Here is a 21,363-nt window from a genome sequence, read left to right on the forward strand (position 1 = left end):
TCAGGCATGGGCCTTCCGGGAAGCCGCATCGGGTTCACTTGGCGGCGCGACGCCATTGCGCAGCTTCCGGGCGGAGACGAAGCGGACGCCGACCAATTCGCCCCTGCGCCAGATCAGCGTGCATACCCGCCGCACCTCGCCGCCTGCGGTGAGAGAAAGGCCGAACACCCTGGGAACCGCAAGGTCGCCCACATCCAGGGAGGCGCCGTTCTCGGAAATGTCGAGGATGTAGCACTCGATCCATGGCGCATCCGGCGCCGGAATCAGGAAACCTGGCTTGCGCAAGTCGACCCGAACGAATTTGCGGGCACCAAGGTCTTTGCGGTCTCTCGCCATGATGTCTCCTGAGCGGAGAACACTAGGCGGAATACCTGAATACCGGGTTATTGGAATCCGGCAAAAATCGAGGAGTCGGTGTTAATTCCGGCGGGAGGTGAGCTGCGTCGCCTAATCGGCGCTGGCAAGCCGGCGCATGGTGAATTCGATGTCGCCACTGGGCAGCTCGCGCCAGCTTTCGACCGAGCTCATATAGGCGGCCTTGGGATAGCGGTTGAGGAAGTCGCGCGCCCTCGCCCTCGCTTCGTCGCGCGGCAGCGTAAACGTCTCGCGCAGATAGCCGTCGCCCGCCTTGCGCCGGCCGGCCATCCGGCTCGCGAGATCGCGCGGACGAAAGACCATGTCGTAACTCCAGACACGATGACGACAGGTCAAATATAGTGGTAGCGGCGAACGAATCCTACCCGGCTTTGGCGAGGGAGCTACTGGCTGCTGCTGCCGGCTTTGTTCTTCTTGGCGGGCGCGGCGGCCTTGGGCGCCTCGGTACTGCGCACCGCGCCCCAAGGATCGGAAGAAGCCTTGGCATCGGGAATCTTCCTTAAAGAGTCCTTGTAGGCTTTTTCCCTGATCGCATCCTGCTCCTTTTCCTCCGGCGTCTTCGACTGGAATTCCGGCATCAGGTTAATGTTGGGGGTCGACATCTGCGCGTAGGCCGACACCGTCAACAACACCACCATCGCGGCCGCGCTCAGCATTCTCATGACGCTCTCCTTTTACGTTTTCGCAAATGTACCACCCCCTCAACCGGGCCGCCAAGCACGGCGGCTCTCACCTTTGGTCGACGTAGCTCGGCGCGGGGCGCAGGCGTGCACTTGCAGGATTTCGGCGATTGCGTCCAATCGCTCCGGATCGCGCCGTATTTGGGGCGCGGCGTCGGTGTTCCCTTCGCCGCAATGGCCACTACAATGCGCAGACAATAATATCAGGCAAGGAAACGGGCGTTCATGCAACAACAGCCACAAGCAACGGAGTTCGGCATTGCTGAAGCCAGGCGGGTGCTTGGCGAGGTGTTTGCGCCATGGGTGATGGATCTCAATCTGTCGATCGAGCGCTTTGACTCTGCCCCGCCCGGCGATGCCGCTGACTGGCAGCCGGGTGCGATCCTGCGCCTGCCGTTCTCGGAGCGGCTGTGCCGCAATGGCGGCACGGTCTCGGGCCAGGCGCTCATGGCCTTCGCCGACACCGCGATGGTGATCGCCAACCTCGCCGCCAACCGCGGCTACCGCGCAATGACGACGGTCGACCAGACCACGCATTTCATGCGCGCGGTCTCCGCCTCCGACGTGCTGGCCGATGCGCGCGTGGTCCGCCTCGGGCGCACCATGAGCTTCGGCCGCGTCACGCTGCTTTCCGGCGCCGACAACAAGCCGGTGGCTATGGTCTCGAGCGCGTTCGCGATGCTGTAGCGCCGTAGGGTGGGCAAAGGCGCTCTTGCGCCGTGCCCACCATTCCAGCGTCCGGTGCAAATGATGGTGGGCACGCTTGCGCTTTGCCTACCCCACAAGCTGCGAGCTGATTTGCTGCGCGTACAAGCACAATCTCGTGCAGCGGCCTGCGACACGATGGCACGACGGGCAAATCACTAAAAACCTGTCCAGCCCTTCGCGCAAAAATATTCCGCTTAACTTGTCACGCAAATCATCTGCATAACTCGCTCGTCTCACCCGATTGAGGGGCGGCTCGCGATCGTCACGAACGTGCGGTGAGATGCGATGGACGCTGAATGCGCAAGACGTAGGCGCAGAAAGCGTACGGCGAAGTCGTGTGGTCCTGATGTCGCGGTGCTGGCATTAAGTCCGAGAGAAGCGAAGCTTCTCGGGAGCGACGGTGGCAAAAAAGCCGTTCACCGGGGAGAGCTCGAAGTAAGCCGTAAAGCCATTGCGCAGGGAAGGCCGGGATGCTCCCGCTGTACCTGTATGCTCGTGTGCGCGTTCTTAGTGCGCAAATTGCACACGAGACCGCGGGTGCGGCGCGCACCCGGTCTTCCCTGCGCCCTCTGATTGGAGGAGGGCGGGAAGTGAAAAGCAAACCTCGGGCGCAATGCGTCGCGAGAATGTCACTTCATATTCCGTTGTCGTCACCCGCGAAGGCGGGTGACCCAGTATTCCAGAGACGCCAGTGATTAAACCGAGAAGCCGCGGCGTACTGGATCCCCGCCTTCGCGGGGATGACAGCCTGCGTAGGATGGGTAGAGCGAATGCAGCGAGCCGGACGATGACAGCAGAGGGTGCGTGCACTCACGCTCGCCCCACCCTTCCCCGCCGCCAGCGCCACAACGCAATCACAGTCAGCAGCACAACCAGCCCAACCGCAATCGCCCCGCTCATAAATCGCCCGCCGGGCCGGTCGATGGTGCGCGACCACAGCGAGGGCGCCTCGCCCGGACGCGCCAGGCGGAACGCCACCACGCTGTCGCCGATCGTGGTGCCGGACTCGGAATGACCGCCGGCACCGATCGCGACATATTGCTCGCCCTTCCACATGTACGTCATGGGATTGGCGACACCCGGCACCGGCAGCCGCCCCTGCCACAGCTCCTGTCCCGATCGCGCATCGAAGGCGCGCAAATATGCGTCCATCGCGCCGGTGAAGACGAGGCCGCCGGCGGTGATCGCGACGCCACTGAAGAGCGGCGTGCCGAACGGAAAGGCGATGCCGAGCGGCGCACGATCTTCCGTCGTGCCGACCCTGGATCGCCAGAGAATCTTCGCCGCCTTCAGATCGACCGCAACCATCTCGCCCCAGGGCGGCTTGTTGCACAACAGCCCCAGCGGCGACAGCGCGACCGCGCGCGTCATCGCAAATGGCGTGCCCTGTTGCCGTCCGAAGTCGTGCCCGGGCGGCGGGTTGAAGCCATCGGCCACAGCGGCACGTGGAAGCAGTTTGATAATGTGAATCGCCCGCGTCGTATTGGCGTAAAGGATCTGGCTGACCGGATCGAACGCGGCGCCGCCCCAGTTCACGCCGCCGCCGGTCATCGGAAATAGCACGGTGCCCTGCGTGGACGGCGGCGTGTAGAGGCCTTCATTGCGCGCCGACGCGACCTGCGCGCGGCAGGCCCCGCTGTCCCAGAACGGAATCAGGCCGAACAATTCGTCGGTCGAGATCTGTTGCGGCAGCAGCGCCGGGACGTGGGTCGGGAACGGCTGCGTCGGCGAGAGCTGCTCGCCTTCGGCGCCGCCCTGCGGCACCGCGCGTTCCTCCACCGGCCACACCGGCTCGCCGGTATCGCGGTCGAGCACGAACACAAAACCTTGTTTGGTGGGCTGGATCACGACATCGCGCTGGCCTTGGCCGGTATCGACACGCGCCAATGTCGGCTGCGCCGGCAGGTCGTAATCCCAGACATCGTGGTGCACGGTCTGAAACGACCACACCCGCTCGCCGCTCTCGGCGCGCAGCGCCACAACCGAATTGGCGTAGTCGTTGTTGCCGGGCCGCTTGCCGCCCCAGAAATCCGGGCTCGGCGAGGACGTGGGCAAGAATACCAGGCCGCGCTCCTCGTCCACCGACATCGGCGCCCAGACATTGGCGTGGCCGGCAATCACGCCATCACGCACCAGCGGACCGAAGCTCCAGCGCGGTTGCCCGGTTCGCGCATCGAAAGCGCGCACCGTGCCCGGCGGTGCGTCGACACGGCGATTATCTGCAATTGCGGAGCCGACGATGACAGTGTCGCTGATAATGACGGGCGCCGACGTGATCTGGAATTCGCCGGGCCACTCCAATGGACCGAGTGCGAACTTGATCTCGCCATTGTTGCCGAAATCGGCGCAAGGGACGCCGGTCCTGGCGTCGAGCGCAATTACGCGCACGTCGTTGGTGCCCATGAATATCCGTGCACGGCAGGCGGCAGTCTCCGTGGCGCGCGCGTCGAGCCAATAGGCGACGCCACGGCAAGTGTAGCGGTTGGCCGGGCGTTGCGCGGTCGAGATACCAGGATCGTATCGCCACTTCGGCACACCACTGCCGGGATCGAGCGCGATGACCTCGTTGAAGGGCGAGCAGAAGATCAGGCTGTCCTCGACAAGCAGCGGCGTGGCCTGAAACTTGGTCCGCTTCATTGCCTCGACCGGCCGGCGATCGAGGTCGCCGGTACGAAACTCCCAGGCGCGAACCAGACTGCCGACATTGTCGGGCGCGATCTGCTTCAGCGGCGAAAACCGCGACCCGCCGCGATCGCCGCCCCAATGCTCCCAGGCGGAGGCCGGAATCGAGATACCGATGAAGATGGCAACGACGACAGTGAACAGACGAACCGGACTTCGCATCCCCTGCCCCCGCAAGCGCAACGCAACGCTTGCGGGATCGATTACCCTATCGGCATGTCAGTATCTACCCCGGCCGCCGTGGTCGCCATAATTGCCGCCGCGTCCGCCGCCAAATCCGCCGAGACCGATCCCGATGCCGATGCTGACCGGCGGCGGCGGTGGCGGCTGCTCGTAGACCACGCGCGGCGGCGGACGGCGAACGACTACGACGTCCTCATCTACCTCACGCACGCGACGCGGCGGCTTGCGATCGACGCGCTTCGGCGGATCGGGCTCGACGCGCCGGGCCGGCGCGTTGACCTTGATCGGCTGCTGCTGCGGCGGCTGCACGTTGCAGGGGCACATCGGCGCGGCCAGCGCGACGTTTTGCGGCACGGCGGCGTTGGCGGCAGCGACCGCCGGCGTGAAGTCGGGGCGGTTGCGCAGCCGCTGTTCCAGCTTGCGCGCGGTCGCGGCCAGATCACTGTCGGGGAATTTCGCCAAGAACGAGCGATATCCGGCCGCAGTGTTGATGAGCACGGCCTCATTCCACGCCACCATGCGCCGGTGCCGAACCAGCCAGTCGCGCGCCAGGCGCCCGAGCGTCGTCTGCGGGTAAAGGCCGGCGAAGGCTTCATAGGCTTCGTCGGTACCGTCGGCCACGATCAACTCGTTCGCCGCCTCGACCGGCTTGCCCTTCAGATCGCGCGTCCACTCGGCCACCGTCTTCTTGGGCTGCGCGGCAGGCTTGGGCCCCGCAACCGAAGCGCCGGAAAAACGGAAATCCTCGGTCAGCGAAGAGCTGTCCCACGGCGTCTGCCGCCCCTCGGTGACCTTGTTCACGGCGAGGCGCACGCGCTTGAAGGTCTCCTCGATTGGAATCCCCTGCTCCTTGCCGGCCGCGAGCAGTGCGGTCGTATACGGGCTGTTGGAGCCGGAGCCGTCTTCCGCGACCGCGCCGGGCGAAGTCGAGAACGACAGGAACGTGCCGGGCGAGCCGACCTTGGCGTCGACCAGCGCAAGCCCGCTGCCGGCGGTCTTGAGATCGGGGAACGGATTGTTGCGGCAGGCATCGAGCATCAGGATGCGCATCCTGCTCGGCACCGATGTCAGCGTGTTCAGGATGTCGTTGAGGCGCACCGCCTGGATCGGAATGTCGGCTTCCCGCTTCGGATCGATGTCGACCGGGACCAGAAAATTCTCGCCGTCGATCTGCAGCCCATGGCCGGCGTAAAACACCAGGGCGACCGTATCGGCGCCCCTCGCAGCCACCTTGCCGGCGAATTCGCTGACCGCCTCCCGCATTTGATTCTGCGAAAGATCGGCCGCGGTCGAAACCTCGAAGCCGGAATCGGTCAGCAATTGCGTGACCGCCCTGGCGTCATTGGCTGGATTGGGCAGCGCAGGCACCGAGCGATAGGCGGATTGGCCGATCACCAGTGCGAGGCGACTTTCGGCGGAGGCCGAATGCGTACCCAGAAGCAACGCGGCGGGAACGATCAACCCAAACAGCGCGTGACGGAGCATGATGCCACCTCCCGACAATACAGGCTGTGGATTGGTCGTGCCCCCGCAGCCAAAGGTTCAGGCCGGCGGCGCCATGTGAGGCGTGACGATGGCCCGATTCAACGGCGATCTTGTCGCAGACCCAAGTCCTCGGCAGTGATCTGCATCACAGTCTCGGAATCGTTATGTTGATTGCACCGCAATGCCCTGTCCGGAACGCCGTCTTCGCGATACAAACAACCTCCGATGCGGCGGATCGTGGTACATATAGCGTTGGTGGCGGGCGCAGCGCTGACGCTTGGGGGCTGCGGCTTTGCCGACGTCCGCGCGCCGGTGCCGGAGTTCATGCGCGGCAAGGCGCCCGACCCGCCCGCGCTGGGAACGCCGCCGGACGTCAAGCTGCTGCTGCGGCAGAAACTGGATTCGGTGTTCGTCGCGGCCTCGCAGCCGACCCAGGTCCGCGTTTCCGAGCCGCGCCCGAACCTCCGCGGCCCGGGCTGGACCGCCTGCGTCAAGGCCGAAGTCGTTTCGGTGACCGGCAAGCCGCTGGGCACGCAGACCTATCGGATCGAAATTTCCGACGGCGCGATCGCCGATCGCCAAAAGGTCGAAGCCGAGGATACCTGTGCGACCGAGAGCTACGAGCCGGTCTAGCCCTACAGACAGCGCGTCGTCGCCCGCACCGGGCAGAGCTTCAGCGCGCTGGTCAGGGAGAACAGCACGCGCGCGCCCCGGGTGGGATTATCAGGCGCGCGATAGCTGAGCGGCGCGGCGGCGCCGATATCGGCCTGCAGGCCTTCGGCGAGGAAGAAGCGAACGCCGCCGCCAGCCGAGGTCAGCGACAGCCCGTCGCTGAGCCGGTACCCGCGATTCCAGGCCACACCGCTATCGACGAAGCCGTAGAACTGGTAGCCGCTCAGATATTGCAGGTTCGTCTTCTGGTCGAAGCGCAGTTCGACCGTGCCTGCGAGACCATTGTCGCCGCTGATCTCGGCGCTGCCATAGCCGCGCCCGAACGCGATGCCGCCGAGATAGAATTGCTGCGAGGTGAAGAGCGGGCCGGATGCCGCCTGGCCGGCAGCGGCGAGCTTCACCGACCATGCATCCGTCAGCGTCTGATAGCGCGTGAACCAGAAATTCAGCGCCGAGAATGTGCCGGATGCGCCGACGCGCGACAAGTAGTCGTCGCCGCGGTGCGAGGCGTCGAGAATGTCGAGCCCCTGGCGATAATTCACTATCAGATAATTAATAGCGCCGAAATGGTCCTGCAGGCGGTAGTCCGATGTGAGGCTCGCGGTGCGGATGCGATCGGCATAGATCAGGCCGAACACGTCGTTTTCGGTGGCGTTGGTGAATCCTGCAGCCGCGGTCAGCGTCAGGCTGGACTTCTGCGATTGCACCGGAGCGATGCTGCCGCGAACTTCGAACGAATGGGTTTTGATGTTGTCGCTGTAGAGACGGCGGTAATCACCGGGCCAGACTTCGCTGTAATAGCCGGACGCGCCGATGCGGGCGCCGTCGGTGCCGACGGGCACTTCGTAGGACAGGCGGCCAAACGCGAGCTGCCTCGGATCGCCGGGTGTGGTCGAAAGGTTGAACACGAGCGAATCGCCGGGCGCGAGATAGGAATTGAACGCCGCCGTCCCATAGCTTTGCCACGGTCCGACCGACGACGATCCGAGATTGTCAATGCCGAACGATGTGAAGACATGCCAGGTCTTTACGGAGAGGATCAGGCGGAAATGGCCGGTTGTCGTGCCGATCTCGTCGATCGCGGTGTCCACGATCCGCATGCCTGGGCGGCCGTTGATCAGCAGCAATTGCCGTTCCAGTGTTGCAAGCTGCGAGGGCCGCTCCGCCAGCACGGCATCGAGCATGGGCCGGACGCCGAATTCGTCGGCGCCGTCCCCCTTCAGCGTCAACTCCGTGATGCTGCCTTCGACGACCTGAATGCGAAGCTCGCCACTCTGGATATCCTGCGGCGGGATGATCGCCCGGCTGAGGTGAAAGCCGGCGGCGCGATAGACCTCGCTGACTGCACTGGCCATGGCCGCCAAATCCGCCTGCGACACCTTTTTCCCGATATAGGGTTGATACGCCGTCACCAGCCGGTCCTGCGGTATCGCGACGGCGCCGGTGATCGAGACGCGCCGAAGCACGAACAGCGGCTTGGAATCCCCCTGCCCCTCCGGCCGGGCGAATTGCGGCGACGGTAATCGGGGCCGTCCGTTCGCTCCCTGGCTCGATTGCTGGTCGTCGAAACGTTTTTCGGTCTGCCTGGGATCGTAACCGGGTTGGTTCGCGTGCTGCGCTTGCGCCGGAAAGCAGGCGATCAGTGTCCACATGGCAAGGCCAGGCGTCACCAAGCAGGACAAAGATGAAAACGCCCGGTTCCGTACTTGTACGGATATGGAACCCAAATCGGGGGTGGAGCCGCTAGCCATCTGATTTTAATAGTTTTTTATAGTTAATGAAAGATTAACGCACTCCCCGCAGAAGCACGGCTTCCACTCACTCGATGTTGAAACCTTTCCGATAGCGTCCGGGATAAAGCGGCAATCGGAGAGAGTTTCATGCGTGCGATCACACACGTCTCAAGAGCACTCGCGACCATGTTCATGCTGGCAACGGCTTCCGTCGCTTTCGCCGCTGACGGCGGCGACTGGACCGTCAGCAGGTCCTCGGGCGAGGTATGGCTCAGCGGCAGCGACGTCCAGCAAGCATCGTTAAAAACGGAAGACGTGTTGAAGCCGGGCGATACCGTTCGCACCGGCCGCACCGGACGCGTCCTCCTGAAGCGCGGCGACGAAATGATCCTGGTTTCGCCGAATTCCGTGGTCGGCGTCCCCGCCCAGAAGAAGGACGGGCTCTCGACAACGATCATGCAGCAGGCCGGCTCGATCCTGCTCGACGTTGAAAAGCGCAACGTCAAGCATTTCGAGGTCGAGACTCCCTATCTCGCAGCCGTGGTGAAGGGCACGCAATTCCGCGTCACCGTTAACGCAGGCAAGACCACCGTCGACGTGGTCCGCGGTCAGGTTGAGGTCGCAGATTTCAAATCGGGCCAGATCGCTCAGGTGATGGCGGGCCAACATGCGACGGCCTTCGCCAACGGCAAGACGGGTCTCTCGCTGGGCGGAGCCGGCGCCCTCGCCCCGATCGAGCAAGGCAAGCCCCGCGCGCCGTCCGTCGAACGCGTTCCGGTGCCGCGCGGAGGCTTTACCGCCATCCGCCACGCCACGAATGGACCGGGCGTCCAGCCGTCGCGTCAAGCAAGCGTGCAGCCCGCAAGGCATGGCGTCACCCGCATCTCGTCATCGATCGGTGAAGTCCGGCTGAATGTCCACCGCGTGACGCAGGGGCTCGCCCGCGACAAGTCGGCGATGCATGGCGGTCTGCGCAACGCCGCCAACAAGGATACGATCTGGGGTTCCTCCGGTTCGGGAGCCGACTCGACCTTGGCCAACAATAGTCAGGGCAACACGGTGAACAGTGTCGCCGCCACATCTGGCGTGAGCAGCACCGTTGCAGCCGTCAGCGGTTCGGGCGGCGTCAATGGAAACGGCCTTGCTCTCGGCATCGGTAACGGCAACGCGAACGGTAACGCGAATGGTAACGGAAAAGGCATCGCCCTCGGCCTTGGAACGGGCATCGGCATCGGCATCGGGAAGGGCAAGTAGAAACCGGTACGAACCGTACAAGTCTGCTGGCTGACGAGCCAACGGCAATCAAACTCGAAACACCAGAATGGTGACCACGTGAAACGATATCGGCCGCATATTTTCGTGATGATTGCGTTGGCAGTCGTCCTGGCGGGCGGCTGGCATAGCTCGCTTCGTCACGCGTTGGCCGACCTGCGGTTCGCCTGGCAGTCGCGACAGGCCTCTGGCGATGTTGTGGTGGTCGCGATCGACGCATCGTCGATCGACAGGATCGGCGTCTGGCCGTGGCCGCGTCCGCTCTACGCCGAACTGATCCGGCAGCTTCAGGGGGCGGACGTCCAGGACATCGCGCTCGACGTCGACTTCTCCACGCCCTCCGACGCGTCGTCGGACCGAAGCTTTGCCGAAGCTCTCCGGAGCGCCGGCGGATCGATCGTGCTGCCGTCCTTCCAGCAACCCCGCACCGACAGGACGACGCTTCACATCAATCGCCCGTTGCAGCAATTCGCCGAACATTCGTGGTCGGCGATCGTCAATGTCGAGGTCGGGCCCGATGGCCTCGTCCGGCGCTATCCGTTCGGTGAGAAGCTGGACGGCAAATTCGTACCCTCGATGGCTGCCGTGCTCGCCGGCCAATACGCCGAAAAGCGCACGCCCTTTCTGATCGACTTCAGCATCCGAACGACCGGAATCCCCAAAGTGTCCTTTGCCGACGTTCTGAGCGGCGACCCGGCGACACTGCAAAAACTCAGGGGCAAGAAGGTCGTCATCGGCGGCACGGCGCTCGAACTCGGCGACCGCTTCAGCGTGCCGAACGGTGTAATCCTGTCCGGCCCGGTACTGCAGACACTGGCTGCGGAGTCGCTGCTGCAGAACCGCGCGCTGCAATGGACCTCGGGCGTCGTCACGGCGGCCGGCCTGGCGTTGCTCGCCTTGCTGATGCTGTTCTCATGGCGCCGCCTCTCCGCCGGCAAGCGGTTGGCGCTGCTCGGCGCCACGGCTGGCACCCTCGAGGCCGGGGCGTTTGCCCTGCAGGCGGCGTTTCCGCTCATTCTGGATACGTCGCTGTTTCACATCGCCATCATCGTTTACGTCGCGGCCATCGCCCTCGATGAAATCGACATCCGGGACCTGCTCGGCAGGGTCGCCGAGAGCCGCTTTCAGCGCGTGGCGATGTCGCTCGGCGACGGCCTGATCTGTACCGACTCCAACTACCTGATCACGGTGTGGAATCCGGGCGCGACCGCGATCTTCGGCTATCTGCCCGAAGAGATCATCGGCCGGCCGTTCGACGAGATTTGCGCACGTGACGAAGCCCTCGCCACATCTGGCTTTTCCATCAAGAACGCTGCTCATCTCGCTGCCGGATCGGTGGTCGAGTTCGACGGACGTCGCCGCAATGGCGAGGTGTTTCCGGTCGAGGCCTCCTTCTCCGGCTGGCAAGGCACCGACGGGTTTCAATTCGGCGCGATTCTGCGCGATATCTCGGTACGCAAGCGCGAAGCCGAGAGAGTGAGATATCTGGCGGAACACGACACGCTGACGGGACTCATCAACCGCAACACGCTTCACGCCCAGCTCGAGACCAAGATTTCCGCGGCCGAGACGGACGGCCGCAAGGTGGCGCTGCTGGTGATCGGCATCGACGGCTTCCAGCAGATCAACGACATGCTGGGCAACACCTGTGGCGATCTCGTGCTCCACGCCATTTCGCAGCGACTGACGGCGGCTATTCCGTCGGCGGGTCTGGTCGCTCGTTTGAGCGGAGACGAATTCGCCATCGCCGTTCCGACCAGCGACATCGGAGAAAACCTCAGCCGCTTCGCCGAACAGATCGGCGACGGCTTCGACGCGCCGCTTTTGGCCGGAAACCGCCACCTCCGCGTCAAGGTCAGCATTGGAGCCGCCGTTTGCCCAGGCGATGGACGAACGGCGGACGAACTCCTCAGCAACGCCCATCTGGCGCTGAGCCGCGCCAAGGCGATCAACCGCGGCGGCTACGTGCTGTTCGAAGACTCGATCCGCCGCGAACTTGAGAAGCGCCTGACGCTGGAAGCGGAGCTGGCGCTGGCCGCGGAACGCAATGAGTTCGAATTGTTCTACCAACCGCAATTTCATCTGGCCGATGGCCGATTGATCGGCGCCGAAGCCTTGATCCGCTGGCGTCATCCCGAGCGGGGCCTGGTTTCGCCGGGCGAATTCATGCCGGTCGTCAACACCTCTCCGATTTCCGAGCGGATCGCCGAATGGGTTCTCCAAGCCGCCTGCACCCAGGGAGCCGCTTGGGAACGCGCGGGACACAAGCTCCGCGTCGGTGTCAACCTTTCGCCGTCCCAGTTGGAGTCTGGCGACCTCGCGGTCTCGGTCGCGCAGGTGCTCGCCAGCACCGGCTTGAGTCCAACCAGCCTCGAGCTCGAGGTCACCGAAGACATCCTGCTCCACGATGAGCAGGCCGCGCTGAATACGTTCCTCGAGATTCAGGAGCTTGGCGTTCGCCTGTCCTTCGACGATTTCGGGACGGGTTTTGCCAGCTTGAGCTATCTGAAGAAATTCCCGCTCGACGGGCTGAAGATCGACCGCTCTTTCGTGTTGGGCTTGCTGACCAATCCAGACGACGCGGCGATCGTCAGTTCGACGATCGGACTTAGCAAGCAACTTGGCCTGTCCGTTATCGCCGAAGGCATCGAGGATCGCGCAACGGCCGACCTCCTGGTCAGGATGGGCTGCGAAGAGGGACAGGGTTATTGCTTCGGCAAGCCGATGCCCGCTCGGGATTTCGAAGCCAGATTCCTGACCGCTCCCGCGACCGCCGAGGTGGCGTGACGGCCGGGCCGCCTGATCAGGCTGAACGATCGGTTAATGCGACACCTCAAATCCGAGCGTCGTAACAACGCTATTTTCCACCTCTTTGCACTAGCGTCGCCCCGTGAACGCGATGAACCAACGACGCTCTCAAGGTGTCGCCCGTACAAAAATCGCGAACGGGGATTCGGGGAAGTGGCCGATATTACCGATACATCGACGGTGCGCCGAGCATCGAGCAATGAAATTAACGCTCGCGCGCCAGACATTGGCGAGGCACTGACGCCGCTTACCGGCATCTCCGCGACCCAGTGGCGCGCGCTCACCGAAGGTGCCGCCGAGCCGAACGGCTATTACTTGCCCGAATGGGAATTGGCGGTGAATGCTTCGGCGCGGGGTCGCATGAACGCCGCCGCGCTCGGCGCGTGGCGCGATGCATCCACGTTGATCGGCCTCGTGCCCGTGATCTCGATGTGGCGCGCCTACAAGATCCCGCTCCCCGCTCTGGTGAGCGCCGATCCCTACGGCACGCTTTGCACGCCGCTGCTCGATCGCGAAATGGCGGAAGAAGCCGTCACAAGCATCCTGCGCCGGGCCCGGCGGGCCGGCGCACATGCGCTGATTTTCCGCGCCACCTCGCTCGATGGCGCAGCCATGAAGGCCTTTACCGAGGTGCTGCATCGCGGCGGCATGCAGCCGCTGGTGCTGCAGTCGCATGTCCGCGCCTGCCTGGATGCCACGGCCGACGCCGATACAGTACTGCGCGACGCGCTCGGCGCAAAGAAACTGAAAGAGCTGCGCCGCCAGCGCAATCGCCTCGCCGAGCACGGCGCCGTCCACTTCGACGTGGCGCGGACGCCCGTTGAGATCGCTGCCGCCGTCGAAACATTCCTGGAACTGGAGGCCAGCGGCTGGAAGGGCCAGCGTGGCACCGCGCTCGGCCAGGACGAAGGCGATGCGGCGTTCATCCGCCGCGCCACTTCGGAGCTGGCTGGAACCGGCCAGTGCGAGATCGTGACCTTGCGTGCCGGCGAGACGCCGCTGGCGGCAGCGATCGTGCTGCGCCATCAGGATCGCGCCTTCTATTTCAAGCTCGGCGTCGATGAGCGCTTTGCGAAGTTTTCGCCGGGCGTGCAACTGACGCTGGAGCTGACGCAGCATCTTTGCGCCGATCCAGCCATTGCCATGGTGGATTCCACCGCAAATCCCGACCATCCCATGATCAACCCGATCTGGCGCGGACGCCTTGCAATCGGCGACGTGTTGATTCCGCTGCGGCGGAACGATCCGGTCGTGGCGTTGATTCGCGTTGCGCTCCGCTTGCGCGGCGCGATCCGTGAACCGGTACGCCGCATCGTTCATTTTATCAGAGCACGGCAGGAGAAATCCTAAATGAATACGCTCACCGCCATAGCACCCGTCATTACGGCCGACCATGACGCGCTCCGCCGCGACTTTCCGCTAAAACCGTTCGCGATCCGCCACAAGCTCGCCGGCCATCCGCTGCTGACGCTGCCACGCATCGCGCAATTGGCTTCCGAGCTGCCGCGCGACCTGATCGAATATAATTCCGGCAAGGTCGCTATCAGCCAGAATCCGGACGCGATTCCGACCGTCAACCTCGACCCCGTCGAAGTCGTGAAAAGCATTGAGACGGCCGGCGCCTGGATGGTGCTCAAGCGCGTCGAGAATTCGCCGGAATATCGGGCGCTGCTGGAGGATACGCTGCTGTCGGTCGCCCGTGCCCGTGGCTTCAACAGCTTGGCTGATGCTGGTTTCGAGCACGTCGAGGGGTTCCTGTTCGTGTCCTCGCCGAATTCGACCACGCCATTTCATCTCGACAGCGAAGACAATTTCTTCGTGCACATCCACGGCGAAAAATTCTTCACGATCTTCGACAATACCGATCGTTCGATCGTCTCCGACGACGAGATCGAGCGCTCGATGACCAAGCATCGCAACCTGAAATATGACGAGAGCATTGCGCCATTGGGCAAGGAATTCCACCTGTTCGCAGGCGACGGCTGCTATGTGCCGTATCAATGGCCGCACTGGGTGCGCACCGCAGGTTCGTTCTCGATCTCGATGGCGATCACCTGGAAGACACGCGAGGTGCGCCGGATGAACGATCTGCACTTCTTCAATTCTATCCTGCGCAGCATCGGTCTGCCGCAGCAGCCGCCGGGTAATCAGCCGGTGCTCGACGCGCTCAAGCTTGCGTTCTATCGCACCGTGACGACCGCAATCAGGCCGCTGCGTGCCTCGATGGCGATGCGCCGTGTGCTGCGGCGGATCGCGCTCGGGAAACGCGCGAACTATTATTTGAAGGGGGCGTAGTCGCGCCCGTAGCCCGGGTGAAGCGGAAGCGTAACCCGGGAATCCCGGGTGCCGGTCCCCGGATTGCGCTTCGCTCCATCCGGGCTACAGTTCCCCCGCACTCACTGCAACGGCGAGTGCGGCGCCGGCAGCATGATGGTCGAATGCATCTCCTCGAGGAATCCTGGACCCTTCCCGAGAAATTCCTGCCAGGCCGGATCTTCATCGCTTTCCCGCGCGCTTCGGCGCGCGCGTTCAGGCTGGGATAAGCCCAGATGTGGCAGGCTTCGTTCGGCTGGCCCGCTTCGGTCGTCCAGAGGCCGACGATCTTTGAGTATTTTTCGCGCTCCGGCAGCACGGTGGTGAACGCATCGAGCCATTGCTTCAGGCCGCCAGCCGCCTTGGCGCGGTAATTGCGCAGTTCATAGACATTGCCGGTCGATGCCGGGGCAACCGGAGGCCTCACCGCGTTCATCAGGCGAACCTCCTGACGCACCAGCAAGGGGCGGATCAGTGGAACGTACTCGCCAGTCCATCGCGGATTCTTCGCAAGTTCGGCCCGCAGCCGCGCCCGCTCGTCGAAACTGTTGTAGCTCCACATGTGCAGAACCTGGTTGAGCGGACCGATCTCGGTCGACCAGTAGCCTTCGAGCTTGCCGTAATCGTCCTTGCGGATATCGCGCGATACCGTGCTGGCGGCCTTGATCATGTCGCCGAGCGTGCCGGGTTTTACGGTGTAGGTGCGCAGTTCGTAGATCATGATGGCTCCCCAAGTTTTTTGCTGTTGGTTGTTTGGGGCAGCACTCCTGTCAAACGCTACGCTGCGCTGTGCGGAGAGAGGCCCCGACCCTCTCCCCGCAAGAGCGGGGCGAGGGAGAAGAACCCTCGGCTACTCCGCGGCCTGCGCGTTGATTTCGCCGGAAACCTGCCGGATCGCGCGGGCGAGTTGCTCGGCCGGCTGGGCGCCGGATACTGCATATTTCTGCGCGAAGACGAAAGTGGGAACGCCCGAGATGCCTTTGTCGGACGCTTCCTGCGCCTGGCCGGAAATCAGTGCGACGTCCTCATCGGTGGCAAGCCGTTTGCGGACGTCGTCGGAATCGAGGCCGACATCGGCCGCGGCCTGTACCAGTACGTTCACGTCCGTCAGATCGCCGCCATCGCGAAAATACAATTCCATCAGGCGCTGCTTCATTTCGGCTGCCTTGCCCTGCGCTTCCGCCCAATGGATCAGGCGATGGCAATCGATGGTGTTGGGCTGGCGCTTTACGAGTTCGGGCCGGTAGGTCAGTCCCTCCTCGCCCGCGGCAGCGACGACGCGGCCAGCGATGCCCTTGTAGGCCTCGACCGAGCCGAATTTTGCGGTGAGATATTCGTCGCGGCTGATGCCCTCGCGCGGCACCCAGGAATTGAGGAAGAACGGCCGCCAGCGCACTTCGACGGGAACGTCCGGCACGAGCGCCAGCGCATTCTCGATCCGACGCTTACCGATGTAACACCAGGGGCAGACCACGTCGGAGACGATGTCGATCTTGAGAGGTTTGAGGGTGCTCATCGGGGTCGTCCTTCGCTAAATGAAGCCCGGAAGGTAGTCCGATCCGACGAGGAGACAAGGGCAATCGCCGCATGTCTCGTATCACTTCACCTCTGCGGTTATCGCCCGATATGCTGCAGAGCAGCGCGACCACGGCGCTGACGACGGCGCAAATCGGCGACTCCCCCAGCCGACCGCACAATGTAAGATAGGTAGAGCGAAGCGAAACCCAGCAACCGTGCCGGTCTCAAAATGATGGGTATCGCTTCGCTCCACCCATCCTACGGCAGCTTCGCCGCCATTTTCCGCATCCGCTCGGCAGTCAGATCGTCGGCGGGGAAAAACGTTTCTAGCGCTAACTCCTGCAGTGTGATGTCGACCGGCGTGCCGAACACCATGGTGGTCGAGATGAAGCTCAGCACATCGCCATTGTGGCGCAGCTTGAAGGGAATAGCGACATTGTCGGCCGAGATCGGCCCCGAGCGCGCCGGCATCCGATAGGCTTTCAGCTCCTGATACAGCTTCAGCAGTTCGGGATCGGCCGTTGCCTCGCACTGGCGATGCAGCCGCTCCAGCAAATGCGCGCTCCATTCGGCGAGGTTGACCGTGCGCGGCGCGAGCCCCTCGGGATGAAAGGCGAGCCGCATAATATTTAAGGGCTGCCCCAGCAGATGCGGCGGCACACCTTCAAGCAGCGGCGCCACCATGCGGTTGGCCGTCACCAGATTCCAGTGCCGATCATAGGCCAGCGCTGGATTGGGCTCGTGGGCCTTCAGCACCAGGTCGATCGCCTGCCGGGCTGATTTGAGCGCCGGATCATCCAGCGAGCGTTGCGGAAAGGCCGGAGCAAAACCCGCCGCGACCAGGAGCACGTTGCGTTCACGCAAAGGAACCTCCAATCGCTCGGCAAGCTTGAGCACCATTTCCCGCGATGGCGCGGCGCGGCCGGTTTCGACAAAACTGAGGTGACGCGCGGATATTTCGGCGTCGCTGGCCAAATCGAGCTGGCTCAGATGGCGGCGCTGGCGCCATTCGCGCAAGTGATCGCCAATATGTAGGGGTTGGGTTCGTTCGGCTCGGGCCGTGGCAGCATGTGCGTTCATGTTGGAAAACCTACCATGCGAATTTCGTCCATTCCATTACGTCCGAGGTAATCGAAACGGGTCGCGGGCTGGGTCATCTTGGGGGCACAGGAGATGACCCATGCTGATGCTTTCACTGTTCCGCTTCGCCGCCGCCATGGTCCCCTTGGTACGCAATCTGGTCACCTGGCTCGTGGCACGCTCCCTGAACATGCCCGAGCCCCTGGTGCACGACACCGGCGTGTTCGTGTTCGTCCAGGTACAGACGATCGAGCACAAGGTCGGCAAGGCGCTCTGCCCGGTGCGGCTGATGCGTCGGCTACGGTCGCTGTTGCAACGCTGACCCCACTTCGCCCAAAGTCCCCCAGCAAAGGAGAAACGTCATGATCCATCCGTCCACCTTCCTGAGCCGCGCCCTGCTCGCCGACGCCATCTTCAGCGGCGTCGCGGCTGTGGCGCTGACGGTCGGCGCCGGCGCGCTCGCGCCGTTCCTCAACCTGCCGGAAGTCTTGCTGCGCGAAACCGGCCTCTTCTTGATTGCCTATACGGCACTGGTCGGCTGGTTGGCGACGAGGTCAACGGTGATGAAGGCGCTCGTGTTGTTCGTGATCATCGGTAATGCGGCCTGGACGCTTGGCAGCATTGCGCTGCTGTTCTCCGGCGCGGTGTCGCCGAACCTGCTCGGTCAGGTCTTCATCGTGGCGCAGGCGATTGCAACCGGCGTGTTTGCCGAGTTGCAGTATATTGGGCTGCGCAAGAGTGGCGGTGTGATCGCCGCTTAGGCCACACCCGTCATTGCGAGCAACGGGTCGCGCGAATGCGCGCCCGATGACAGGCTCCGCGAAGCAATCCATGCCTCCACGCGGGGATAGATGGATTGCTTCGTCGCTTGCGCTCCTCGCAATGACGGAGATAAGCCTCAGCTCAAAATCACCGCCGCAATCATTCCGGCAAAAGTCAGCACCAGCCCGATGACCAGCATCGGCACCAGGCTGCTGCCCGAGTACGGGTTGGCCGGTTCTTTGTTCGTCACGACATGTGCACGATAAGCCATCACACTGCTCCTGCCTGATTGCGTCGAAATCTTTCACCGTTTGCGAGCATGACGCCGTTGGCGCCGGCAATGCCAAGCTCGAGGCTCGCTGCAATCCGCCGCGCCCGTTCCACGAAATGCGCTTCCGCCTCCGGCGGGCAGATCTCGCGCGCGGTGGCCTCGAATAGGACAAGCCAGCGGTCGAAATGCGCGGCATCGACCGGCAGTGGCATATGCTTGGCCATTGGCGTACCGTGATAGCGGCCGGTCATCAGCGCGACGGACGACCAGAATGCGCACATCTGCTGCAAATGCGGCTCCCAGTCCTTGATACGCGCCTCGAAGATCGGCCCCAGCACCGCGTCCCCGCGGACCTTGGCGTAGAAGCCGCGCACCATGCGCTCGATCATCGACTCGTCAATTCCGGTTCGTTGCATGATCTCGGCCGTGAGCCGTTCGCGCCGCTCCGGCCCTGCCATGATCGCTTCCATTTCGCCTGCCCTTAAATAGGTATTTCAAATACTTATTTAGACGGCTATAGATGATTTGCAATCAGATCTTTTGAGAAGGGCTCCATGCGCCTGACGTCGTTCACGGATTTTGCCTTGCGCGCCCTGATGCGGCTGGCGGGCGAACCCGGCCGTTCCTTTGCCACCAATGAAATTGCGGCCGAGTTCGGCATATCCCGCAACCATCTGGCCAAGGTAGTGCGCGATCTCGCCGATAGCGGCTTTATCTCAACCCAGCGCGGCGTCGGCGGCGGCTTCATGCTGGCCCGCCCGGCCCAGTCGATCACCATCGGCGAGGTGGTTCGCGCGCTGGAAGGGCCGCCGCTGGTCGAATGTTTTCGCGAAGACGGCGGTAATTGCGTGCTGAAGCCGCGCTGCCGGCTGAAAGCGAAGCTGGCCGCCGCCCGCGAAGCCTTCATGCGCGAGCTCGATGCCACGACGCTGGCGGAATGCGCCTATCCTGCGCAGCCCAGACGCAGTCCGGTGACCGCGTGAGCCCCGCACCGAAGCATCAGGACTTGAACATGAAACCGATCGAATTCGAGAATGGCATCGTGCAGATCGATGCCGCGATCGTCGCCGAAGGCCTCGGCCTTGCGCTGCCGGCCCTTCAGAAGGAGATGCGGGCGGGCAAGATCACGAGCTTTGCCGAGCGCGGCGTCGATGCCGACTTTGGCCGGCATCGGCTGACCTTCCTGTCCGCACATCGGCGGTTTCGCGTCGTGGTCGACGAAACAGGCACTATCGTTCAACGATCGGCGGTCGACTTCGGCGATTCGTCGTTGCCGAAATCGGTGCGCAAGCCTGGCGGATAAACCGCCGCACGCTCAGAAAGCGGTGCAGGAAACAGATGGCATCAGCACAAATCAGCGGCACGGAAGGATATGCCAGCGAGGCGGAACAGTTGTTCCAGCGCTACGACGGCATTCGGCCGGCTGAAAATCACCGCCATGTTCTCCATCTGATACCGAAAGCCCCTTCCCGCGTGCTCGATATCGGTTCAGGAACTGGGCGGGACGCAGCCTGGTTCGCAAGCTTCGGGCATCGTGTTATCGCCGTCGAGCCTACCGATGCCCTGCGTATCCCCGCGATGGCGCTGCATCCCTCTCCCCTGATCGAATGGCTCGGCGACAGCCTGCCCGATCTGGTCCGCCTGCGGGCACGCGGCGAGACGTTTGATCTCGTGATGCTGACTGCGGTGTGGATGCATCTCGATCAAACCCAGCGTCAATATGCGATGCCGAATCTGGCCTCGCTGATTGGATCACGCGGCACTATCGCTATGACGGTTCGGCATGGGCCCGCGCCGCCTGCGCGGCGCATGTTTGAAATCCCCGCCGAGGAGACTGTCGCGCTTGCGCAGGCGCACGGCTTGCACTGTGTCTTGAACGTGGCTTCTGAATCCCACCAGGAGAGAAATCGCGCTGCCGGCATCACATGGACAAACCTGGCGTTCGTGAAGGCAGACGTTGCGGGGTCATTTTCGCGCTAAGTGAGTCCCCGGCGCTCCTGAAGAAGCGCGTCGAAACAAAGGGCGAGAGCCTTGCTCGGATTCAATCAGGGCGAAGCAGCCCTATGCCTGGAGGGCCGGCGCTGGCGCGGAGGGCGGCTGTTTCCGGCCGGCGGGCTTCTTGCCGGCAACCCTGGCGCGGCTGTTGCCGTTCAGATGCTTACCATTGAGCGAATGGCCATTGAGCTTTTTCGATTTCTGCTCAGCCTTCGCCTTCAATTTATCCTTTAGCTTCGAGTCGGCCTTGGCCAGTTTTTCCGCCTGCTTCAGCGCTTTGCGCTCGGCCTTCGCCTTCAGCTGCGCCTTCTCCGCCCGCGCTTCGGCACGCTTCTTCTTGCGCTTCTTCTCGCAGGCTGCGCATTTGCAGCCGATCGGCTTCAGATAGGCTTTGAAATAATCGGTGCCATAATCGTAGTTGATCTCCTCGCCCGGCTCGATGTTCTTGATGGCGCGGATGAACACCTTGCGTTTACGAGGTTTGACATCGGATTCGGCGTTCGGCCGGCAGGAATGGTTGATATACCGGGCGATGTTCTTGCGCACCGAGCCGTCGATGGTCCAGCGGTCGTTCAGTTCAAACAAATATTTGTTCTCGATCGCGTCTTCTTCTTTCTTCTTCGAATCAAGAAGCGGCCCGAAATAGCGGATGATCTTGGTGCCCTTCTTGATCGGCTTGGTGGCGAAAAGGCCAAGTCCGGTGCGGGAGCGGCCGACGCGATAGGGTTTATTTGAGGGAATAGAGGGCATGACGACTGGATGACTGCACGCTTGCAAAAACGAGGAATTGAGAAGCCGCCCTTCTAGGACGATTCCAACCGAATGT

Annotated in this window: 23 protein-coding genes; 11 read left to right on the plus strand and 12 right to left on the minus strand. The window is 63.1% G+C overall.

What is annotated here, in order from left to right; translation table 11 throughout:
* The 3 genes from IVA95_RS35720 to IVA95_RS35730 form a co-directional block, all read right to left on the minus strand.
* Positions 1-336 carry a PilZ domain-containing protein gene (locus tag IVA95_RS35720; RefSeq protein WP_247514778.1) on the minus strand — a complete coding sequence of 112 codons (336 nt, stop codon included), beginning with the start codon at positions 334-336 and terminating at the stop codon, positions 1-3.
* A gap of 111 nt (positions 337-447) precedes the next feature.
* Complete coding sequence (locus tag IVA95_RS35725; RefSeq protein ID WP_247514779.1) at positions 448-678, minus strand: hypothetical protein; 231 nt, start codon at positions 676-678, stop codon at positions 448-450.
* A gap of 80 nt (positions 679-758) precedes the next feature.
* Positions 759-1,037, minus strand: coding sequence for a hypothetical protein (locus IVA95_RS35730; protein ID WP_247514780.1), 279 nt, complete (start codon positions 1,035-1,037; stop codon positions 759-761).
* 243 nt (positions 1,038-1,280) lie between these two features.
* On the opposite strand from IVA95_RS35730, the gene IVA95_RS35735 reads away from it, so the two are divergent.
* The gene (locus IVA95_RS35735; RefSeq protein ID WP_247514781.1) at positions 1,281-1,742 is read left to right on the plus strand and encodes a PaaI family thioesterase; all 462 of its coding nucleotides are present in this window, start codon (positions 1,281-1,283) and stop codon (positions 1,740-1,742) included.
* Between the two features lie 831 nt (positions 1,743-2,573).
* Here IVA95_RS35735 and IVA95_RS35740 read toward each other — a convergent pair.
* Together IVA95_RS35740 and IVA95_RS35745 are read right to left on the minus strand one after the other, a co-directional pair.
* A complete protein-coding gene (locus IVA95_RS35740) occupies positions 2,574-4,607 on the minus strand; it encodes a pyrroloquinoline quinone-dependent dehydrogenase (RefSeq protein ID WP_247514782.1) in 2,034 nt (677 codons plus the stop codon).
* 57 nt (positions 4,608-4,664) lie between these two features.
* Positions 4,665-6,113: a caspase family protein gene (locus IVA95_RS35745; RefSeq protein ID WP_247514783.1), complete on the minus strand. Its 1,449-nt coding sequence runs from the start codon at positions 6,111-6,113 to the stop codon at positions 4,665-4,667.
* 237 nt (positions 6,114-6,350) lie between these two features.
* Between IVA95_RS35745 and IVA95_RS35750 the strand changes: the two genes are divergently transcribed.
* Positions 6,351-6,746 carry a hypothetical protein gene (locus IVA95_RS35750; RefSeq protein WP_247514784.1) on the plus strand — a complete coding sequence of 132 codons (396 nt, stop codon included), beginning with the start codon at positions 6,351-6,353 and terminating at the stop codon, positions 6,744-6,746.
* A 2-nt stretch (positions 6,747-6,748) separates the two neighbouring features.
* On the opposite strand, the gene IVA95_RS35755 is transcribed toward IVA95_RS35750, so the two are convergent.
* Positions 6,749-8,437, minus strand: coding sequence for a POTRA domain-containing protein (locus tag IVA95_RS35755; protein ID WP_247514785.1), 1,689 nt, complete (start codon positions 8,435-8,437; stop codon positions 6,749-6,751).
* A 228-nt stretch (positions 8,438-8,665) separates the two neighbouring features.
* Between IVA95_RS35755 and IVA95_RS35760 the strand changes: the two genes are divergently transcribed.
* The 4 genes from IVA95_RS35760 (at position 8,666) to IVA95_RS35775 (ending at position 14,893) form a co-directional block, all read left to right on the plus strand.
* Positions 8,666-9,772, plus strand: a complete 1,107-nt coding sequence (locus IVA95_RS35760; RefSeq protein ID WP_247514786.1) for a FecR family protein — start codon at positions 8,666-8,668, stop codon at positions 9,770-9,772.
* A gap of 78 nt (positions 9,773-9,850) precedes the next feature.
* Positions 9,851-12,577: an EAL domain-containing protein gene (locus IVA95_RS35765; RefSeq protein WP_247514787.1), complete on the plus strand. Its 2,727-nt coding sequence runs from the start codon at positions 9,851-9,853 to the stop codon at positions 12,575-12,577.
* 225 nt (positions 12,578-12,802) lie between these two features.
* On the plus strand, positions 12,803-13,948 hold the full coding sequence (locus IVA95_RS35770) for a GNAT family N-acetyltransferase (protein WP_247515133.1): 1,146 nt from the start codon (positions 12,803-12,805) through the stop codon (positions 13,946-13,948).
* Positions 13,949-14,893 (plus strand): cupin-like domain-containing protein, encoded by a 945-nt coding sequence (locus IVA95_RS35775; protein WP_247514788.1) that lies wholly within the window; start codon positions 13,949-13,951, stop codon positions 14,891-14,893. It abuts the gene before it with no gap.
* Here IVA95_RS35775 and IVA95_RS35780 read toward each other — a convergent pair.
* The 3 genes from IVA95_RS35780 to IVA95_RS35790 all read right to left on the minus strand — a co-directional run bounded on the left by IVA95_RS35780 (position 14,802) and on the right by IVA95_RS35790 (position 17,509).
* Complete coding sequence (locus tag IVA95_RS35780) at positions 14,802-15,632, minus strand: NIPSNAP family protein (protein WP_247514789.1); 831 nt, start codon at positions 15,630-15,632, stop codon at positions 14,802-14,804. The two genes, IVA95_RS35775 and IVA95_RS35780, sit on opposite strands and share 92 nt — an antisense overlap.
* Before the next feature lie 129 nt (positions 15,633-15,761).
* Positions 15,762-16,427, minus strand: coding sequence for a DsbA family oxidoreductase (locus tag IVA95_RS35785; protein WP_247514790.1), 666 nt, complete (start codon positions 16,425-16,427; stop codon positions 15,762-15,764).
* A 260-nt stretch (positions 16,428-16,687) separates the two neighbouring features.
* On the minus strand, positions 16,688-17,509 hold the full coding sequence (locus tag IVA95_RS35790; RefSeq protein WP_247514791.1) for a helix-turn-helix transcriptional regulator: 822 nt from the start codon (positions 17,507-17,509) through the stop codon (positions 16,688-16,690).
* Between the two features lie 100 nt (positions 17,510-17,609).
* Here IVA95_RS35790 and IVA95_RS35795 point away from each other — a divergent pair, with 100 nt between their 5' ends.
* The gene (locus IVA95_RS35795) at positions 17,610-17,831 is read left to right on the plus strand and encodes a hypothetical protein (protein WP_247514792.1); all 222 of its coding nucleotides are present in this window, start codon (positions 17,610-17,612) and stop codon (positions 17,829-17,831) included.
* Between the two features lie 40 nt (positions 17,832-17,871).
* On the plus strand, positions 17,872-18,270 hold the full coding sequence (locus IVA95_RS35800; protein ID WP_247514793.1) for a hypothetical protein: 399 nt from the start codon (positions 17,872-17,874) through the stop codon (positions 18,268-18,270).
* Between the two features lie 137 nt (positions 18,271-18,407).
* Here IVA95_RS35800 and IVA95_RS38910 read toward each other — a convergent pair whose 3' ends face one another.
* The gene (locus tag IVA95_RS38910; RefSeq protein WP_256470369.1) at positions 18,408-18,542 is read right to left on the minus strand and encodes a hypothetical protein; all 135 of its coding nucleotides are present in this window, start codon (positions 18,540-18,542) and stop codon (positions 18,408-18,410) included.
* A complete protein-coding gene (locus IVA95_RS35805; RefSeq protein WP_247514794.1) occupies positions 18,542-19,000 on the minus strand; it encodes a group III truncated hemoglobin in 459 nt (152 codons plus the stop codon). The genes IVA95_RS38910 and IVA95_RS35805 overlap by 1 nt, the downstream gene beginning before the upstream one ends.
* Positions 19,001-19,096: 96 nt before the next feature.
* Between IVA95_RS35805 and IVA95_RS35810 the strand changes: the two genes are divergently transcribed.
* Genes IVA95_RS35810 through IVA95_RS35820 form a run of 3 tightly spaced genes read left to right on the plus strand, consistent with a single transcriptional unit; the run spans position 19,097 to position 20,522 of the window.
* On the plus strand, positions 19,097-19,525 hold the full coding sequence (locus IVA95_RS35810; RefSeq protein ID WP_247514795.1) for an Rrf2 family transcriptional regulator: 429 nt from the start codon (positions 19,097-19,099) through the stop codon (positions 19,523-19,525).
* 29 nt (positions 19,526-19,554) lie between these two features.
* Positions 19,555-19,845 (plus strand): DUF6522 family protein, encoded by a 291-nt coding sequence (locus IVA95_RS35815; protein WP_247514796.1) that lies wholly within the window; start codon positions 19,555-19,557, stop codon positions 19,843-19,845.
* A 35-nt stretch (positions 19,846-19,880) separates the two neighbouring features.
* Positions 19,881-20,522, plus strand: coding sequence for a methyltransferase domain-containing protein (locus IVA95_RS35820; protein WP_247514797.1), 642 nt, complete (start codon positions 19,881-19,883; stop codon positions 20,520-20,522).
* A gap of 81 nt (positions 20,523-20,603) precedes the next feature.
* On the opposite strand, the gene IVA95_RS35825 is transcribed toward IVA95_RS35820, so the two are convergent.
* Positions 20,604-21,287 carry an SET domain-containing protein gene (locus tag IVA95_RS35825; protein WP_247514798.1) on the minus strand — a complete coding sequence of 228 codons (684 nt, stop codon included), beginning with the start codon at positions 21,285-21,287 and terminating at the stop codon, positions 20,604-20,606.
* Positions 21,288-21,363 lie beyond the last annotated feature (76 nt).

It is taken from the genome of Bradyrhizobium sp. 157, from assembly GCF_023073815.1.
Lineage (GTDB): Bacteria > Pseudomonadota > Alphaproteobacteria > Rhizobiales > Xanthobacteraceae > Bradyrhizobium.

Bases quoted from the DNA above. Each gene is read 5' to 3' on its own strand.
- IVA95_RS35720 (WP_247514778.1), bottom strand. From the start codon at position 336: ATGGCGAGAGACCGCAAAGACCTTGGTGCCCGCAAATTCGTTCGGGTC.
- IVA95_RS35725 (WP_247514779.1), bottom strand. From the start codon at position 678: ATGGTCTTTCGTCCGCGCGATCTCGCGAGCCGGATGGCCGGCCGGCGC.
- IVA95_RS35730 (WP_247514780.1), bottom strand. From the start codon at position 1,037: ATGAGAATGCTGAGCGCGGCCGCGATGGTGGTGTTGTTGACGGTGTCG.
- IVA95_RS35735 (WP_247514781.1), top strand. From the start codon at position 1,281: ATGCAACAACAGCCACAAGCAACGGAGTTCGGCATTGCTGAAGCCAGG.
- IVA95_RS35740 (WP_247514782.1), bottom strand. From the start codon at position 4,607: ATGCGAAGTCCGGTTCGTCTGTTCACTGTCGTCGTTGCCATCTTCATC.
- IVA95_RS35745 (WP_247514783.1), bottom strand. From the start codon at position 6,113: ATGCTCCGTCACGCGCTGTTTGGGTTGATCGTTCCCGCCGCGTTGCTT.
- IVA95_RS35755 (WP_247514785.1), bottom strand. From the start codon at position 8,437: ATGTGGACACTGATCGCCTGCTTTCCGGCGCAAGCGCAGCACGCGAAC.
- IVA95_RS35760 (WP_247514786.1), top strand. From the start codon at position 8,666: ATGCGTGCGATCACACACGTCTCAAGAGCACTCGCGACCATGTTCATG.
- IVA95_RS35775 (WP_247514788.1), top strand. From the start codon at position 13,949: ATGAATACGCTCACCGCCATAGCACCCGTCATTACGGCCGACCATGAC.
- IVA95_RS35780 (WP_247514789.1), bottom strand. From the start codon at position 15,632: ATGATCTACGAACTGCGCACCTACACCGTAAAACCCGGCACGCTCGGC.
- IVA95_RS35785 (WP_247514790.1), bottom strand. From the start codon at position 16,427: ATGAGCACCCTCAAACCTCTCAAGATCGACATCGTCTCCGACGTGGTC.
- IVA95_RS35790 (WP_247514791.1), bottom strand. From the start codon at position 17,509: ATGAACGCACATGCTGCCACGGCCCGAGCCGAACGAACCCAACCCCTA.
- IVA95_RS35795 (WP_247514792.1), top strand. From the start codon at position 17,610: ATGCTGATGCTTTCACTGTTCCGCTTCGCCGCCGCCATGGTCCCCTTG.
- IVA95_RS35800 (WP_247514793.1), top strand. From the start codon at position 17,872: ATGATCCATCCGTCCACCTTCCTGAGCCGCGCCCTGCTCGCCGACGCC.
- IVA95_RS38910 (WP_256470369.1), bottom strand. From the start codon at position 18,542: ATGGCTTATCGTGCACATGTCGTGACGAACAAAGAACCGGCCAACCCG.
- IVA95_RS35805 (WP_247514794.1), bottom strand. From the start codon at position 19,000: ATGGCAGGGCCGGAGCGGCGCGAACGGCTCACGGCCGAGATCATGCAA.
- IVA95_RS35810 (WP_247514795.1), top strand. From the start codon at position 19,097: ATGCGCCTGACGTCGTTCACGGATTTTGCCTTGCGCGCCCTGATGCGG.
- IVA95_RS35815 (WP_247514796.1), top strand. From the start codon at position 19,555: ATGAAACCGATCGAATTCGAGAATGGCATCGTGCAGATCGATGCCGCG.
- IVA95_RS35820 (WP_247514797.1), top strand. From the start codon at position 19,881: ATGGCATCAGCACAAATCAGCGGCACGGAAGGATATGCCAGCGAGGCG.
- IVA95_RS35825 (WP_247514798.1), bottom strand. From the start codon at position 21,287: ATGCCCTCTATTCCCTCAAATAAACCCTATCGCGTCGGCCGCTCCCGC.